This window comes from Chryseobacterium sp. CBSDS_008 (assembly GCF_049959325.1).
Taxonomy (GTDB): Bacteria; Bacteroidota; Bacteroidia; order Flavobacteriales; family Weeksellaceae; genus Chryseobacterium.
Genome location: NZ_CP188202.1, coordinates 3,965,299 through 3,980,021 on the forward strand (window position 1 = coordinate 3,965,299; position 14,723 = coordinate 3,980,021).

At 38.4% G+C, this 14,723-nt stretch carries 13 protein-coding genes; 4 read left to right on the top strand and 9 right to left on the bottom strand.

What is annotated here, in order from left to right; translation table 11 throughout:
• The first annotated feature begins 35 nt into the window (after nt 1-35).
• Nucleotides 36-1,061, top strand: a complete 1,026-nt coding sequence (locus ACP3T3_RS17950; RefSeq protein WP_426477133.1) for an LLM class flavin-dependent oxidoreductase — start codon at nt 36-38, stop codon at nt 1,059-1,061.
• A gap of 78 nt (nt 1,062-1,139) precedes the next feature.
• Here ACP3T3_RS17950 and ACP3T3_RS17955 read toward each other — a convergent pair whose 3' ends face one another.
• The 3 genes from ACP3T3_RS17955 to ACP3T3_RS17965 form a co-directional block, all read right to left on the bottom strand.
• Nucleotides 1,140-4,175 carry an AAA family ATPase gene (locus ACP3T3_RS17955; protein ID WP_426477134.1) on the bottom strand — a complete coding sequence of 1,012 codons (3,036 nt, stop codon included), beginning with the start codon at nt 4,173-4,175 and terminating at the stop codon, nt 1,140-1,142.
• A 3-nt stretch (nt 4,176-4,178) separates the two neighbouring features.
• Nucleotides 4,179-5,384: a metallophosphoesterase family protein gene (locus tag ACP3T3_RS17960; RefSeq protein ID WP_426477135.1), complete on the bottom strand. Its 1,206-nt coding sequence runs from the start codon at nt 5,382-5,384 to the stop codon at nt 4,179-4,181.
• Between the two features lie 191 nt (nt 5,385-5,575).
• Complete coding sequence (locus tag ACP3T3_RS17965) at nt 5,576-5,728, bottom strand: hypothetical protein (protein WP_426477136.1); 153 nt, start codon at nt 5,726-5,728, stop codon at nt 5,576-5,578.
• Between the two features lie 121 nt (nt 5,729-5,849).
• Here ACP3T3_RS17965 and ACP3T3_RS17970 point away from each other — a divergent pair, with 121 nt between their 5' ends.
• Together ACP3T3_RS17970 and ACP3T3_RS17975 are read left to right on the top strand one after the other, a co-directional pair.
• Nucleotides 5,850-6,098, top strand: a complete 249-nt coding sequence (locus ACP3T3_RS17970; RefSeq protein ID WP_426477137.1) for a VF530 family DNA-binding protein — start codon at nt 5,850-5,852, stop codon at nt 6,096-6,098.
• Between the two features lie 181 nt (nt 6,099-6,279).
• Nucleotides 6,280-6,780 carry an FKBP-type peptidyl-prolyl cis-trans isomerase gene (locus ACP3T3_RS17975; protein WP_426477138.1) on the top strand — a complete coding sequence of 167 codons (501 nt, stop codon included), beginning with the start codon at nt 6,280-6,282 and terminating at the stop codon, nt 6,778-6,780.
• A gap of 169 nt (nt 6,781-6,949) precedes the next feature.
• On the opposite strand, the gene ACP3T3_RS17980 is transcribed toward ACP3T3_RS17975, so the two are convergent.
• Together ACP3T3_RS17980 and ACP3T3_RS17985 are read right to left on the bottom strand one after the other, a co-directional pair.
• Nucleotides 6,950-7,327 carry a YchJ family protein gene (locus ACP3T3_RS17980; protein ID WP_426477139.1) on the bottom strand — a complete coding sequence of 126 codons (378 nt, stop codon included), beginning with the start codon at nt 7,325-7,327 and terminating at the stop codon, nt 6,950-6,952.
• 232 nt (nt 7,328-7,559) lie between these two features.
• The gene (locus ACP3T3_RS17985; RefSeq protein WP_426477140.1) at nt 7,560-9,701 is read right to left on the bottom strand and encodes a M3 family metallopeptidase; all 2,142 of its coding nucleotides are present in this window, start codon (nt 9,699-9,701) and stop codon (nt 7,560-7,562) included.
• 247 nt (nt 9,702-9,948) lie between these two features.
• Here ACP3T3_RS17985 and ACP3T3_RS17990 point away from each other — a divergent pair, with 247 nt between their 5' ends.
• A complete protein-coding gene (locus tag ACP3T3_RS17990; protein ID WP_426477141.1) occupies nt 9,949-10,764 on the top strand; it encodes a GIN domain-containing protein in 816 nt (271 codons plus the stop codon).
• Nucleotide 10,765: 1 nt separating this feature from the next.
• On the opposite strand, the gene ACP3T3_RS17995 is transcribed toward ACP3T3_RS17990, so the two are convergent.
• The 4 genes from ACP3T3_RS17995 to ACP3T3_RS18010 all read right to left on the bottom strand — a co-directional run bounded on the left by ACP3T3_RS17995 (nt 10,766) and on the right by ACP3T3_RS18010 (nt 14,721).
• A complete protein-coding gene (locus ACP3T3_RS17995; protein ID WP_426477142.1) occupies nt 10,766-12,655 on the bottom strand; it encodes a monovalent cation:proton antiporter-2 (CPA2) family protein in 1,890 nt (629 codons plus the stop codon).
• Between the two features lie 3 nt (nt 12,656-12,658).
• A complete protein-coding gene (locus tag ACP3T3_RS18000) occupies nt 12,659-13,180 on the bottom strand; it encodes an NAD(P)H-dependent oxidoreductase (RefSeq protein ID WP_426477143.1) in 522 nt (173 codons plus the stop codon).
• A 319-nt stretch (nt 13,181-13,499) separates the two neighbouring features.
• Nucleotides 13,500-14,312, bottom strand: coding sequence for a TPM domain-containing protein (locus tag ACP3T3_RS18005; RefSeq protein ID WP_426477144.1), 813 nt, complete (start codon nt 14,310-14,312; stop codon nt 13,500-13,502).
• Entirely contained in the window at nt 14,293-14,721 is a 429-nt protein-coding gene (locus tag ACP3T3_RS18010) for a TPM domain-containing protein (protein ID WP_426477145.1), read from the bottom strand. The genes ACP3T3_RS18005 and ACP3T3_RS18010 overlap by 20 nt, the downstream gene beginning before the upstream one ends.
• Between the last annotated feature and the right edge of the window lie 2 nt (nt 14,722-14,723).

A 14,723-nucleotide genomic window follows, 5' to 3' on the forward strand; every position in this document is an offset into this window, starting at 1 on the left:
CATAGTGGTAATTTTGTATTACTAAAATCAACAATATGGAATTAGGTATAGGAATGTTCGGGGATCTGGCTTTTGACCCGTCTACCGGAAAATATAGAGATGCAGGAATTAAGATCCGTGAAATACTGGATCAGGTAAAATTGATGGATGAGGTGGGAATTGATGTATTCGCAATGGGAGAACACCACCGTCCGGATTATGCTGTTTCTTCCCCGGAAATAGTATTGGCCGCTGCGGCGAGTATTACAAAAAATATAAAACTGGCCAGTGGGGTGACTGTTTTGAGTTCTTCGGAGCCTGTAAAAGTATATGAAGATTTTTCTACGCTGGATCTTATTTCAGACGGAAGAGCTGAGATCTTCGTGGGACGCGGAAGTTTCATAGAGTCATTTCCGCTGTATGGATATTCATTGAATGATTATGAACAGCTATTTGATGAAAAATTAGAATTATTATTAAAAATAAATGCTGAAGAAAACGTAAGCTGGTCCGGAAAACTTCGTGCTCCGATGGAGAACCAAACTGTTTATCCACGAGCAAAAAATGATGGGAAACTTTCGATCTGGAGAGCTGTTGGGGGAACTCCGCAGTCTGTTTTAAGTGCAGCACAGCTTGGAATGCCTTTAGTGGTAGCCATTATTGGAGGAATGCCGGTTCAGTTTAGAAATCTGATCGAATTCTACAAACAGGAATATCAAAAAGCGGGACATGATGTTTCAAAGATGCAGATTGCAATTCATTCCCATACTTTTGTGAGTGATGATCAGAAAGTGGTAGATGGATATTTCGATAATTATAAATCCCAAATGGATAGGATAGGGGTTTCCAGAGGATGGGCACCTTACACAAAAGCACAGTATGAGGGCGGAAGAAGCAAAGACGGAGCATTATTTATCGGAAGTCCGGCAGAAGTAGCAAACAAAATTGCTTATATGAAGGAAATTTTCGGAATCACAAGATTTATCGGGCATATGGATGTGGGAGATCCTGCTCATGACATCATGATGAAATCTATTGAATTATTTGGGAAAGAAGTAAAACCATTGGTTAAAAACCTGTAATTACAGATATTATTTGACCACAGAAGTCATAAAAGTATTTTTTAAATAAAGCTTTTGTGACTTTTGTGGTTTTTAAAATCAAATAATCTCAATCAGACTTCCTCTTTCCTCATCCTTGATAATATTGAGGGCTGTAGGAATTTTTTCTTTCAGTTCCTCAACGTGCGAAATAATTCCCACAATTCTGTTTTCTTTCATCAGATTGGTAAGGGTTTCGAATACAATATTCACAGATTCCGTATCCTGTGTTCCAAAACCTTCATCAATAAAGAAAAAGTTTTTATCTGCCTGTGCGTTGGACTGAACACTTTCCGCCAGTGCCAGCGCAAGACTTAAAGACACCTGGAAGGCTTGTCCTCCCGACAGTGTTTTTACACTCCTGCTTCTCCCTTCGTTGAGGTAATCAATGATTTCGAAATCGTTATTTTCGTTAAGCTGCAGGCTGAGCTGGTTTCTGGTCATCCTGTGGAAACGTACATTCGCATGATCACAAAGCTGTCTCAGGTAAATGGAAGAGACATATTGTACAAAACCTGCTCCTTTAAACAGATTTATCATAAGTTTTAAATTTTCAGAACGTTTCTGAAGCTTTACCAGTTCTCTAAGAAGTTCTTCCTTTTTTGCAAACTCTTTTTCAAGACGGTCTATTTCTGCAGTTTTTGTTACCACAGAATCGTTGATCTGCTTTTGCTCGCTTTGCGCCTCATTGAACAGCTGTTCAGCCAATGAAAACTGTTCGTTGTCGAATGAAAGTCCTTTCAGTTTTAATTCCAGTTCGCCGATGAATTTTTTCAGTGATCCAAATTCAATTTTGAAATGCTGAATTTTAGTTCTCACGGCCTGAACATCAATTTCCTGAAGCAGAATAGTTTCCACTTCTTTAAAATCAGTGAAATTCTGATCTGCCAGAGCTTGGGTTAAAGCTGCGTTATTGCCGGAAATTTCCTTCTCCAGTTCTGTAATCTGTTTCTCAGATTGGCTGACGATCGCTTTTTGTTCTGCCAGTTTTGGAGAAAGAATTTTTTCCTGCTGCAGCGCTTTTTGATAATTTTCTTCAGTTTCTTTATTGGATTGTACCAGCTTCTGATACGCTTCTTCAATCTCGAATATTTCCTTTTGTGCATACAGATTCCAGTCGAGGATTTTAAGAGCAGAACGGCTGATATTGATCTGTTCCTGCTTTAAAACTTCTTCTATCCTGAAGGCTTCCAGCGCGCTCTTATACTTTTCCAGCGTTTTCATTTCCTTTTCCAGCGTCTCCCTTTCCTGCGCAATGGATCGTTCCGTTTCTTCAATTTTTTTTTCCAGCCTAAATGAGTCTGAACGTTTTTTTTCAAACTCCTCTTCCTGATCCGGAGAGAACGGTTTCCAGGTGAAATTCAGGATATGATTTTCAATATCTGCCTGAATCTGTGATATTATTTTTTGTTCCGAAAGTAACTGTTCCTCAAAGATTTTTTTGCGGTCAAGAATTTTGTCAATTTCAGCTTCCTGTTTTTGAAGGCCGGCCACTTCCTGCTCAATAGATGTTATTTTCTCCTGAGTTTCCTGTAATTCGGCATTGACATCATGAAATTCCACCATATGAGGATGATCTTTAGAGCCGCAAAGAGGACAGTTTTCGCCGTCATGAAGTTCACTGGCAAAACGGGAAAGTTCTTTTTGAATTTTAAGGTGATCCAGTTTCTGTGAAAGTTCCTTTTTCTTCATTTCTAAGGCTTCTTTTCTGATTCTGAAATCTTCCTTATAATTTTCAGTATAACCAGCCGGCTTTAACTCTTCTGTAATTTCTCCGATTTGTTTCTGATGTTTCTCAATTTTTTCAGCCTGTTCCTGCTGTGATTTTTTTAAATTCTTTTGCTGAATAAACCAATTCCCTACTTCAGAAAGCAGGGCAGAATCAAGCTTCTGTTCCTTTAATAGCTTCACCTGTGAAGACAGTTCATCAATCTTCTTTTGAATCTTCTCTTTATGAAGGTCTACTTCTTTTACTTTTTCAGAACCTTTATGAGTTCTTTCATTCAGAACTTTGATCTCTTCAGAAAATTTCAGGATCTGAATGATGAGGTTCATATCATTTTCCTGGATTCTGGATTGCTCCAATGCATTAAACTGGGGCTCAAGAGCAGTAAGCCGTTCTTTTATGGTATTAAAAGCCTTTTCAGTTTCCTGCCAGGTTTTAATCTGCTGTTCTCTCTCGTTCCGTTTATCTGCAATTTCTTTTGAAAGCTTATTTTTCTCAGTAATCAGCGGATTAAAGAGCCTGAAAATACGGTCGTATAATTCCGCTTGTGCTTCCAGAGTATCCATTTGGGGCTTTTCTTCAGAGAGCCTGGTGAATTTTTCTTTATTCTGCTGTAAACGATCAAAATCACTTTTTAAATTTTTCAGCTGCTGATACGCATAGGAAGCCTTTTCCAGTTTTATATTTGATTCAGATAACATTTTCTGCTCTTCTGCCAGCTGCTCTTTCTGAATTTTTATTTTCTCTTCATCAATTTCTTCAAAACCTTTTAACTGCCCTTCAAGCTGATCCAGTTCAGATCTGTTCTTTACATTAAGCGCAGAAACATTGTTCTGAAGATCGAATTTCTGAAGATTAAAGATCTCCTTCATCATATTCGTTCTTTCCGCAGCACCCAGCTCAAGAAATTCCTTAAACTGTCCCTGTGGAATAATGATGGTGCGCTTAAAATTAGAATAACTTAAGCCGATAATAATTTCTGCATTTGAGTGATCCAAAGGAACCCATTTGCCATTAATATGCTCGTAAAAGGTAACCGCATTAGGCTTTACCTCTTCGAATTTTTTTGAATTCCTCTTAAAATCACGGGCCGCACGGAAAAGCTTATTCTCATAATTCACAAAATCAAATTCTATATAGGAACTGTTTGATTTTAAATTCATCATGTTGTAAGCCCTCTTATCACGCATATTCAGGCGTTCCGTTTCTCCATACAAGGCAAACGAAATCGCTTCAAGCACCGATGATTTTCCGGAACCTACCGCACCGAAGATACCAAACAATCCGGCTGCAGTTAGATTTCGGAAATCAATAGTCTGACGCTCCTGATACGAGTAAAGACCTTCGATAGTTAATTGAACGGGGATCATGGCTTATGCATTTAAAATTTCGTTAAACAGATTCATCAGTTCTTCATTGGCTTCCTGTCCTCCGTTTTTAGATTTAAAATAATCTTTAAACAACAGCTCAATATTTTGATTCAGGTTAATTTCATGGCTTTGTTCTTCAGCAAACTCCCTGTTTTTGACTTTTGGAATAAGATGAACAATTCCGTTATGAGACTGATAGATCAATCTTCTTTCATCAGCGGTTAAGAAAGTCTCACTTTCCAGGGTAAGCTCTATAAAAGTATTTGGATTTTCTTTCAGCCACAAAACGGTATCTTCTACAGCTATAAAGGTTTTTCTGACCAGAGTTCTTCCGTTTTTTAAGCTCTTTTTTTCATAAGTAACTGCTTTTCCGGGTTCCGCATCAATGATGGAAACATATTTTGTCTGTCCGGCTTCACTGAAGCTATAGCACAAGGGAGAAGATGAATAAACCACAGGCTTTTCCTTCGTTCCGATATTCTGAAAACCATGAAGGTGTCCCAGTGCCGTATATTGTATCTGCTCAGGAATACTGTCCGAAAAAATCAAATCTGCATTCCCGATTTTAATGGGTTTTTCTCCTTCCGGTTCTTCCAGAATTTCTGCGCCTCTTTTATTCATGTACAAATGAGCGGTCAGAAGATTCACCCCGGAATCATCACAAAACTGATCAGCAAGATCCTTCCACGTTTGCGAAAGAACTTTGTTGATTTCTTCCTCTTTATTTTCACCGAAGTATTCTTTTAACCGGATTTCATTGGCGAAAGGCGTGTGAAGAATTCTTACCGGGAAATCCATACCCTCAATTTTCAGTTCTATAAAACCTTTTCTTGAGTGGGTAATATTGAAATGTTCTGTACCGAAAGAAGTGATCTCAGTGTTAGGATGACCTATTAAAATAATGCCGCATTCTCTTGCCAGCGGATCAGGAGCACTGATTAAGCTGGGAGAATCATGATTGCCGGAAATAGCAATTACCGGGCGTTTTCCATTCATGGACAGACGTTTTAACGTTTTATAAAAAAGTTCAACCGCCTCTACCCCCGGATTAAAATTATCAAAAAGATCACCGGCAATTAAAACTAAATCAACGTTTTCTTCATCAGCAATCTGAATAATTTCATTGATAACCAAAACCTGTTCTTCCAGTCTTGAAAAACGGTCGAGGCGTTTACCCAAATGCCAGTCGGCAGTGTGGAGGATTTTCATAATTTAAATTTGATAAAAAAGAGTGTGCAGAATAATCTTCAGCTTGCTTCCTAGTAATTATTTTGCAGATATTTAAATGTAAATATAAAGAATACCTGATTTTAAAAAATAAGGCTTCCCTTAATTCAGGCAAAATTTTCAAACAATTCTGCGTGTTGGCAACTATCATGTTGTCGTTTTAAGAATGATTTTTATAGTTGGCCATCACCTTCTTTTGCTTTGAAATCTTCCCGGATTTTTTTTAAACGTACTTTCCTTTCTGCTTCTGCATTTTGTATTTTACGTTTTTTCTGATCAATTTTCTTTTTATTTTTTTTCCTGTTTGCTTCGTTGTTTTTGCTCATATTTTCTGTAACGAATATTTTTATTGGAGAGAAATAGCTTCTTCAAAAATAAGAAACAAAAAGAGAAGAACTGGCTGGATTTTCGTATAAACTTATAATAAATTAATTTTGTAAAAAAAAGATGGAACAACAGTCCAAAGATCCTTTACATGGAAAAAGACTGGACGCTATCCTTGAGGAACTGGTAGATTACTATGAAGGCTTCGAAAGGCTTGGCGAACAGATCAATATAAAATGTTTTACAGATAACCCAAGCATCAACTCTTCCCTGAAGTTTTTAAGGAAAACACCCTGGGCAAGAACGAAAGTGGAAAGCCTGTATCTCTTTATGCTTAGACAGAAGAAAAGAGAGGAGGGCAGAAAAAAATAAAGGCTGGAAATTACTGAAGTGATTATAGAGTAATATAAAGCAAAAAGGAAGAGATATTTTTCTTTATGCCTTTCATAGCTTCCTTCTTCCGTCTCCCGGCATCCAGCCTCATTGAATCATTTCAAAAACAGTATATTTGTACCATTAATCGTGAAACAAACTCACGAAAAAAATAGAAAATATGACAATTGAAAACAATCATGTTGTAGCTGTAAAGTATATACTTCACACTATAGAACCAGATGGAAGTAAGATTCTTGTAGAAGAAACAACAACAGAAAATCCGCTTACATTTTTGTATGGTGTGGGAATGATGATTCCAAAGTTTGAAGAAAATATTCTAGGTTTAAAAGCTGGAGATAAGGCCGCTTTTATCATTCAACCTGAAGAAGCTTACGGTGAAAGACAGCCGGATGCTATTGCACAATTACCAGTGGAGATGTTTAAAGAATCAGGACTTCCGCCTGTAGGAGCTATTTTACCTTTATCAGACAATCAGGGGAATAACTTCCAGGCATTTGTAGTAGAAATTACTCCTGAAGTTGTAGTAGCAGATCTTAACCATCCCATGGCAGGGAAAGTTTTAGATTTCCAGGTAGAAGTTTTAAACACTCGTCCGGCAACGGAAGAAGAGTTGGCACACGGTCACGCTCACGGAATTGACGGAAACGAAGCTCACTAAAAAAAAATATAAATGTCCGGTTTTTTCGGACATTTTTTAGATAAAAAATAAGCCACGGATAATTCTGTGGTTTATTTTTATTTATAAAGTTACAATAGTTATTCAATGCTTGGCATTCCCATCTTCCGGAGGGGTGGCGAAAATTCAAAGTATTTTTGACGGGGTGGCTTTAGTCTAAAAATTCCCCTGAAACATAATACCAGCGCTCATGCATTTTCTGGAAAACAGAAAACTCATGATGAATTTGCTGCTGACCATCCTGATCTGTATAATAAGCTTTAAACTCTACGTGATTTGAAGCAGGTGTCCGGATGATTTCCAGTTTTGTCCATTGATTGATTTCTCCCCATTCCTGCAGATCTTTCTTGTTATGGTATTTTCTTTTTCCCGGAAGGGTAGTTTCCATCAGATAGTCACCATTCGGAATGGCAAAAGCAGAGAACCTTGAGCGCATCAGAGCTTCAGCCGTGGGAGCATGTTTTTCTCCGGTATGATAAGGTTTACAGCATTCTTCGTAGGGTTTTCCTGAACAGCATGGACAGTCCATATATTGTATTTTAAATGTTAAATGCAAAAATAATGAATATCAATAGAAGCGGCTTCTGCATATTTAAGTTTTATAATTGATGATGTAATAAATGCTGAAATTAATATGCCTGATGATTGAATATTCAATAGGAACGGCTTTAGCCCGTTCAAAATAAACAAAAAAATCCATCGGCTTCAGCCGAAACATAAAAAAAAGAAGCATTCTGATTAAAGAATGCTTCCCATTGATTTTATTTAATAAAACCTCTGTTTCTTAATAAAGGTTTGATATCCGGATCATGTCCTGTAAAGTCTCTGAATGCCTGGTTAAGGTCTACAGAATTTCCTACGGAAAGAATGTATTTTCTGAAACGGTCTCCATTTTCTCTGGTTAACCCTCCATTCTTACTGATCCACTCCCATGCATCATTATCCAACGTTTCAGACCATAGATAAGCATAATATCCGGCTGAGTATCCACCTCCCCAGATGTGGGCAAAATAAGGCGTATGATATCTTGGTGGAACCGTTGCCAGGTTAAATCCATGGCTGGCTAAAGATTGCTTTTCAAAATCCAGAACAGGAATAAACTGGCTGTCATTGCTTACTGTATGCCAATCCATATCAAGCTCGGCAGCAGAAACCAACTCTGTAGTCATGTAACCTTGGTTGAAAGTAGATGCTTTTTTAATTTTATCTACCAAAGCCTGCGGAATAGGCTGTTTTGTTTCATAGTGAACTGCATAATTTTTCAGTACCACAGGATCTAAAGCCCAGTGCTCATTGATCTGAGACGGGAATTCTACGAAGTCTCTTGGTACATTCGTTCCTGAAAGAGAAGGATATTTCTGGCTGGCAAACATTCCGTGAATAGAGTGGCCAAATTCATGGAAAATTGTTGAAACATCATCATAGCTGATCAATGAAGGTTTCCCCGGAGCAGGTTTCTGATAATTGTAGCAGTTAACGATTACAGGTTTGGTCCCTAATAGATAAGACTGCTCAACAAAATTACTCATCCATGCTCCGCCGTTTTTAGAATCTCTGGTATAGAAATCCAGATAATAGATGGCAATGGATTTTCCATCATGATCAAAAACCTCGTAGGTTACTACGTCAGGATGGTAAACCGGAAGATCTGTCCTCTTTTTGAAAGTCAGGCCGTAAAATTTTTCAGCGGCAAAGAAAACACCTTTTTCCAGAACCGTTGTGATTTCAAAATAAGGCTTGATCTGGCTCTCGTCAAGATCAAACTTAGCTTTTCTTACCTGCTCGGCATAGAAGTTCCAGTCCCAGGGCTCTACTTTGAAGCCTCCTTTTTGCTGGTCGATAAGATCCTGGATATCTTTTGCTTCACGTCTTGCTGTTTCCACTGCCGGAGTAGCAATCTGATTCATTAGTTTAGTAGCTGCTTCAGGGGTTTTGGCCATCTGATCCTGAAGTTTCCATTCAGCAAAGTTTTTCTTACCTAAAATCTGAGCTTTCTTCAATCTCAGTTTCGCCAATTGCTCGATTGTTGATCTTGTATCATTGGCATCTCCTTTTTCAGCCCTTGTCCATGAAGCTTTGAACAGCTTTTCTCTGGTAGCTCTGTTTTTTAAGTTTTGAAGAAGGGGCTGCTGGGTAGTGTTTTGTAAAGCCAGCAGATATTTTCCTGGTTGTCCTGCTGTTTTCGCATCTGATGCAGCGGCTGCAATTTCGTCAGCGGAAAGTCCGTCCAGCTCTTGAGCATCAGAGAAAAATACTCCTCCCTGTTTTCTTGCCTCCAATAATTTATTGGAATATTGAGTAGAAAGAGAAGCCAGTTCCTGGTTGATCTGTTTTAGCTTTTCTTTATCCGCTGCAGAAAGGTTTGCTCCTGCAATTTCAAAATTCTGCTTATAAAATTGTACAAGTCTTTTACTTTCAGAATCAAGGCCGTCTTCTTTGATGGACTGTATTCTTTTATACAGATTTTCATTCAGATACAATTTATCAGAATGTGCCGCAAAAACAGGAGCGTATTCTTCATCCAGAGCCTGTAAAGTAGGGTTGGTATTGGCACCTGTAAGATTTGAGAATACAATTTGTGCTCTTCTCAATACTTCACCGCTTTTTTCCAGTGCAACAATTGTATTTTCAAAAGTAGGAGCAGCCGGATTGTTGGCAATTTTTATAATTTCAGCTTCGTGCTGTTTTAACCCATAGTCAAAAGCAGGTTTGAAGTGCTCATTTTTGATTTTATCAAACTCGGGAGCTTCATACTGAAGCTTGCTTTTCTTCATAAAAGGATTTGAAGATAGTGATGGATCAGGGGCGGGAAGCTCCTGTTGAATATCAGTCTGTTTCATTGTAGTACAGGATTGATTGAACGCCAAGGCAGAAATTAATAATACCGATGAAATATTCTTCATAAATATAGTTGTTATTAAAGCATAAAGATATTAAAAACTTGCATCATAGGATCTATTTTAGCGGACGTATTTCTTTAAACCATCTTGTGAGTTTTTTTAATGAATACGTTGAGTACTGCATATCCGGAAAAGTCTTTCTGAAAAATCTGTATAGCAGACAATTGCAGTATTTTCAAATGTAAATGTAATATTTTTTATAAATTAGTTGTTATTTAATTAAACAAAATAATTAACAAAAGAAATAAGCATGAAAACAAGGACTTTATTTATTTTTTCAGCCTTAGTAGCATTAGGCTCATGTAATGATAAACATGAGAACAGAAACAGAGATACAAGTGATTGGGTAGAAAAAGTAGTAAGCAAAGAAACCGGCCCGATGCAGCATAAAGAATTCAACGGCGAGTTTGATGAAATTCAGGTTTCACAGGCAATTGAGGCAGAAATCATAAAATCTGAAACAGAAAGAGTGGAAATCTCAGCTCCTCAAAGTATCATCAATGAAATTCTTGTAGAAAATGATGGTGGAAAACTGCATATTCATTATAAGCCGGGGATCAGGGTGATGAATATCTCCAAAGTGACAGCGAAGATTTATGCGAAAGATTTTAAGAAACTTCTGGCTGATTCAGCAGCAAGAATCATCATCAAAGATAAATTTACCCAGGAAAAAACAGATATCGAAGCATCAAGTGCAGGAAGTATTTCCGGAGATCTTGAAGCTAATGATATGGATATCAATATAAGCAGCAGCAGCAGCTTCGATGGTAAAATATGGGCCGTAAACCTTGATATTGAATCTTCATCGGGATCAACTCTTGATCTTTCAGGAAAAGCCAAGAAGGTAGATGTAAGTGCTTCTTCAGGAAGCAGTGTTTCAGCGAAAGGAGTTATCGCTGATAATGTAGAAGCAGATGCTTCCAGTGGAGCAAGTATTCATATAAGCGCTGTTTCCAGTGTGAATGCAGGTGCTTCATCCGGCGGAAGCGTGGATATCTCGAAAAAAGGAGAGCTTAAGAGCGTAATAAAAGATGAAAGCAGCGGTGGAAGCGTAAACATCCAATAAACTAATCCTGGGATTCATCCTCATCTTCTTCATCAGCGGATGAGGAGCCTTCCCAGTTTTTATTATCAAAATTAAGATTATCGTAAGCTAATAATTCCTCCTCACGCTGGAGGATTTCTTTTGTAGTAAACAATGCAATATCATCATCATTTTCCTTCATTTTGGCCAGCTTTCTGATGGATGCCTTGTCAATAGCCATAAATCTTTGCCCGAGACGCCTTGCCGCATATTTTCTCATTCCCGTTTCATGAAGCACATCCACGGCCATATCAACCGCTGTTCCTAATGTTTCACGGTAAATATGATTAATGCCGGTGTTAAGATAATCATAGGCATCAATCCTGTTTTTAGCTCTTACAAAAATTTTCACATCAGGATAGTGCTCACGCACAAGTTCTGCAATAAACTTATTATCATCCGGATCATCCAGGCATAAAACCAGAATTTCAGCATCTTCAATTCCCGCAGCTCTTAAAATGGGGATTCTGGTAGCATCACCATAATATACTTTAAAGCCGTAGCTTCTGAGCAGTTTTACCCGATCAGAGTCCCGGTCCAGGACCGTAGCGGGAATTTTATTGGCTTTTAAAAGACGTCCCACTGTACTTCCGAAGTGTCCAAAACCTACAATAATGATTTTTTTTTGGATGACATCACTTCCCAGGATATTAAAATCATGCTCCTCTTCAGGAATTTCTTTAATGAATTTCGGAGTAATAAATCTATCGTTGATAATAAGAAGAACAGGAGTGATACACATTGTAATTGCTGTAACAGCCATCATTTGGGCATTCATTTCGGGGCCTAACAAATATAGATCGGATGCATAATTAAGCAGGACAAATGCAAACTCTCCCACCTGAGAAAGCGCAAATGCATAAAAAAGACTCTGAGAAGTATCTATCCTGAAAAATTTCCCGATGGCGTATAAAACCGAAAACTTTACGGCCAGCACAGCAAAAACAGTACTGAAGAGAAATAACGGATCTTTCTGAATAACGTTAAAGTTGATGGTTGATCCTACACTGACAAAAAAGACAGCTAATAAAAGTCCTTTGAACGGATTGATCTGTGCTTCCAGCTCGTGACGGAATTCACTGTTGGCAAGCATTACGCCCGCAAGGAAAGCCCCCAATGCAGGGGAAAGGCCGATAACCACCATCAGCTCTGAAACCCCAATAACGAGGAATAGAGAAGAGGCAGTTAAAAGTTCTGTCATTCCCGACTTTGAAACATAGCGCAGGAAGGGTACAAAAATATATCTGCCCAGTAAAATAAGCAATGCCACTCCGAAGATTACAGTTCCGGCCTGAAGCCATTCCGGCAGCTTTTGGATCAGAATCTGAATCTCATTATCATGAGCCTTGGCTTTATAATTGGCTACAATAGGAAGGATGGCCAAAATAGGAATCACCGAGATGTCCTGGAACAAAAGGGTAGAAAATGAGGCCTCTCCGGCTGTAGTTTTGAGATTGTTATTTTCCTGCAGGGTCTGCAGAACAATTGCTGTGGAGGATAGGGCGAAACACATGGCAATAGTAATGGCTTTGTCCAGCCTCCAGCCCACACTTATAAACACAAGGAAAAGTAAAAGAATAGTCAGTGCCATCTGAGAAAGTCCCAGACCCATTATTTTTTTCCGCATTTCCCAGAACTTCCGGGGTTCCAGTTCCAGCCCTACCAGGAATAACAGCATGATGACTCCAAATTCACTAGCATGCATGATGTCATCTACATTTTTTCCTGTAAGCCTGAGTACATACGGACCTATAATGATGCCACCCAAAATATAACCGATCACAGAGCTCAATCCTAATTTCCTGGCCAATGGAACCATAATAATGGCTACACCCAGAAAAATTAATGTATTCATCGCTAAGCTGGATTCCATAAGCTATTGATTGAGGAGTTCTGTAAATTCTTTTTTATGTAAAATGATTTCTTTTTTAGACAATTTATTGGCTTCGTACACGATTTTGATGTGCCTGATATCTGCTTTGAAAACCCTTAAGGAAACAATCAGTCCGCTGATCAGTTCTTCTATGGTATATTGATAGGTCCCTGTTTTGCTGAAAGACCGTTCTTTTCCACCGGTGGTTATCAGAATATAGACCTCTTTTCCTTCCAGTGGATTGTGTTCACCTTCTTTGAGCCAGTCTCTGTCAAAAACTTCATCAATCCATAATCTGAGAAGTGGAGGCATTCCGAACCATATCAGAGGAAACTGGAAAATAAACCGGTTATAATTTTTAAGACGTTTTCTTTCTCTGAAAGCGGCTATATGAAAGTCAGGATATTCTTCATAAAGATCTCTTAAGGTATAATGCTGGTGGCGAACGTAGAAATTGATAAGCTCTACATTCGAATTGGAGTGCTCCAGGTAAGGGTGTGCAAATATTACCAGCGTCTTCTTCATTATCCTGTTTTCAGTAAATATAATAAAAAATATTGACTAAAAGGGAGTTTTTTAACGCTTTTATTATTTTTTTAATATGTAAAATTGAATTTATTGTTAATATTAAGTGAATAACATTGGTTTTTTTTATCATTTAAATAAAAAAACAAAACATTCAATATTGAAGATAATATTAATGAAAAAATGATAAGAGCTCAATACTAAATTTGTTTTTAGAAATGAGTTGAAAAAATGAGTATAGAGAAGATTAAAGAATATTAACAGATTAAAAAGTAGTCTTAAGATTTCTATTTTTACCATAGATTTTTAATCCCTAGAACTACCATCCTCCGGAAGCACCACCACCGCCGAAGCTTCCGCCGCCGCCGAAGCCCCCGAATCCGCCACCGCCGCCGGAACTTCCACCACCAAAGCCGCCGCCGCCGAAGCTGCCGGGGAATGGGAAGAAACCGCCAGGATAATTTCTGCGTCCTCTTCGGGTAATGATCACATCATCGTCGTCGTCATTATTTCCGCCACGTCCGCCACCTCTGTTACCAAAAAGGATCGCAATAATGATGAAAATAATAAAAGCTATGATAAGAACTTTAAAAGCACTCCCGTTACCGGAAGGAGCCGTTGTTGCCACAGGTTTGAATTTCCCCTGAACAGCTTCCATAATAGCTGAGGTTCCTCCATTGATCCCCTCATACCAAAGTCCTTTCTTAAAATTAGGGGTGACGATATAATCCAGGATCTGTCCTGCTACTGAAGCGGTAAGGTATTGTTCTACAGCACGTCCCTGCTGGATAGACATTGTTCTGTCTTCTGTTGCAACAAGAAAAACCACTCCATTATCCACTCCTTTTTTCCCGATTTTCCATTTCTCACCAAACATGGTTGCCAGAAAATTTACATCTTCTCCTTTGGTGGAGCGGATGATCACTACTTCAATCTCCGTTGAGGTAGAATCTGCAAACTTGATCAGCTTATTATTAAGCGCATCTTTTTCCTGCTGGGAAAGCAATCCGGCTTCATCAAAAACAGGATACAGCACTGCAGGTTTTTCGGGAATAGTATATTGTGCTGATACAAAAGTGTAAAAGCAGAGCAATAAAAATGAAAATACTATTTTAAGAGAACGTAATTTCATTTGGGAGTTGGTTTGGATTTTCTCCTTCTACAGGAAAATGTTTTTTGAGTTCAAGTCCTGTTTCCAGGATAGCACTTTTCAGTGCCTGATAATAATTTCCTTTGGCAAATTCAGCAGTGATATAATCGTGAAGATGATCCCAGTACGACTGTTTTACTTTTTCATGGATTCCGATATCTCCGATAATGGTAAGATATTTCTGCTCGAAATTGACATGGAAAAGCACCGCATTTCTGGCAGCGGTTTTGTCCATACCGAGTTTTTTGAAAACTTCAAATGCAGTTTTGGCATCGCGGTTTTCTGTATTGGAATCAATATGTACCCTGATCTCTCCCGTAGAATGATCTTCCGCAGACTGAATCGCTTCCACAAGGGAAGCGATTTGTTGATTTGTTAGGAAATTACCCATTA

What these genes read in the sequence shown, in the direction of transcription:
- ACP3T3_RS17975 (WP_426477138.1), top strand. Translation starts at nt 6,280, where the DNA reads ATGACAATTGAAAACAATCATGTTGTAGCTGTAAAGTATATACTTCAC.
- ACP3T3_RS17990 (WP_426477141.1), top strand. Translation starts at nt 9,949, where the DNA reads ATGAAAACAAGGACTTTATTTATTTTTTCAGCCTTAGTAGCATTAGGC.
- ACP3T3_RS17965 (WP_426477136.1), bottom strand. Translation starts at nt 5,728, where the DNA reads ATGAGCAAAAACAACGAAGCAAACAGGAAAAAAAATAAAAAGAAAATT.
- ACP3T3_RS17960 (WP_426477135.1), bottom strand. Translation starts at nt 5,384, where the DNA reads ATGAAAATCCTCCACACTGCCGACTGGCATTTGGGTAAACGCCTCGAC.
- ACP3T3_RS17950 (WP_426477133.1), top strand. Translation starts at nt 36, where the DNA reads ATGGAATTAGGTATAGGAATGTTCGGGGATCTGGCTTTTGACCCGTCT.
- ACP3T3_RS18000 (WP_426477143.1), bottom strand. Translation starts at nt 13,180, where the DNA reads ATGAAGAAGACGCTGGTAATATTTGCACACCCTTACCTGGAGCACTCC.
- ACP3T3_RS17985 (WP_426477140.1), bottom strand. Translation starts at nt 9,701, where the DNA reads ATGAAGAATATTTCATCGGTATTATTAATTTCTGCCTTGGCGTTCAAT.
- ACP3T3_RS17980 (WP_426477139.1), bottom strand. Translation starts at nt 7,327, where the DNA reads ATGGACTGTCCATGCTGTTCAGGAAAACCCTACGAAGAATGCTGTAAA.
- ACP3T3_RS17955 (WP_426477134.1), bottom strand. Translation starts at nt 4,175, where the DNA reads ATGATCCCCGTTCAATTAACTATCGAAGGTCTTTACTCGTATCAGGAG.
- ACP3T3_RS18005 (WP_426477144.1), bottom strand. Translation starts at nt 14,312, where the DNA reads ATGAAATTACGTTCTCTTAAAATAGTATTTTCATTTTTATTGCTCTGC.
- ACP3T3_RS17995 (WP_426477142.1), bottom strand. Translation starts at nt 12,655, where the DNA reads ATGGAATCCAGCTTAGCGATGAATACATTAATTTTTCTGGGTGTAGCC.
- ACP3T3_RS17970 (WP_426477137.1), top strand. Translation starts at nt 5,850, where the DNA reads ATGGAACAACAGTCCAAAGATCCTTTACATGGAAAAAGACTGGACGCT.
- ACP3T3_RS18010 (WP_426477145.1), bottom strand. Translation starts at nt 14,721, where the DNA reads ATGGGTAATTTCCTAACAAATCAACAAATCGCTTCCCTTGTGGAAGCG.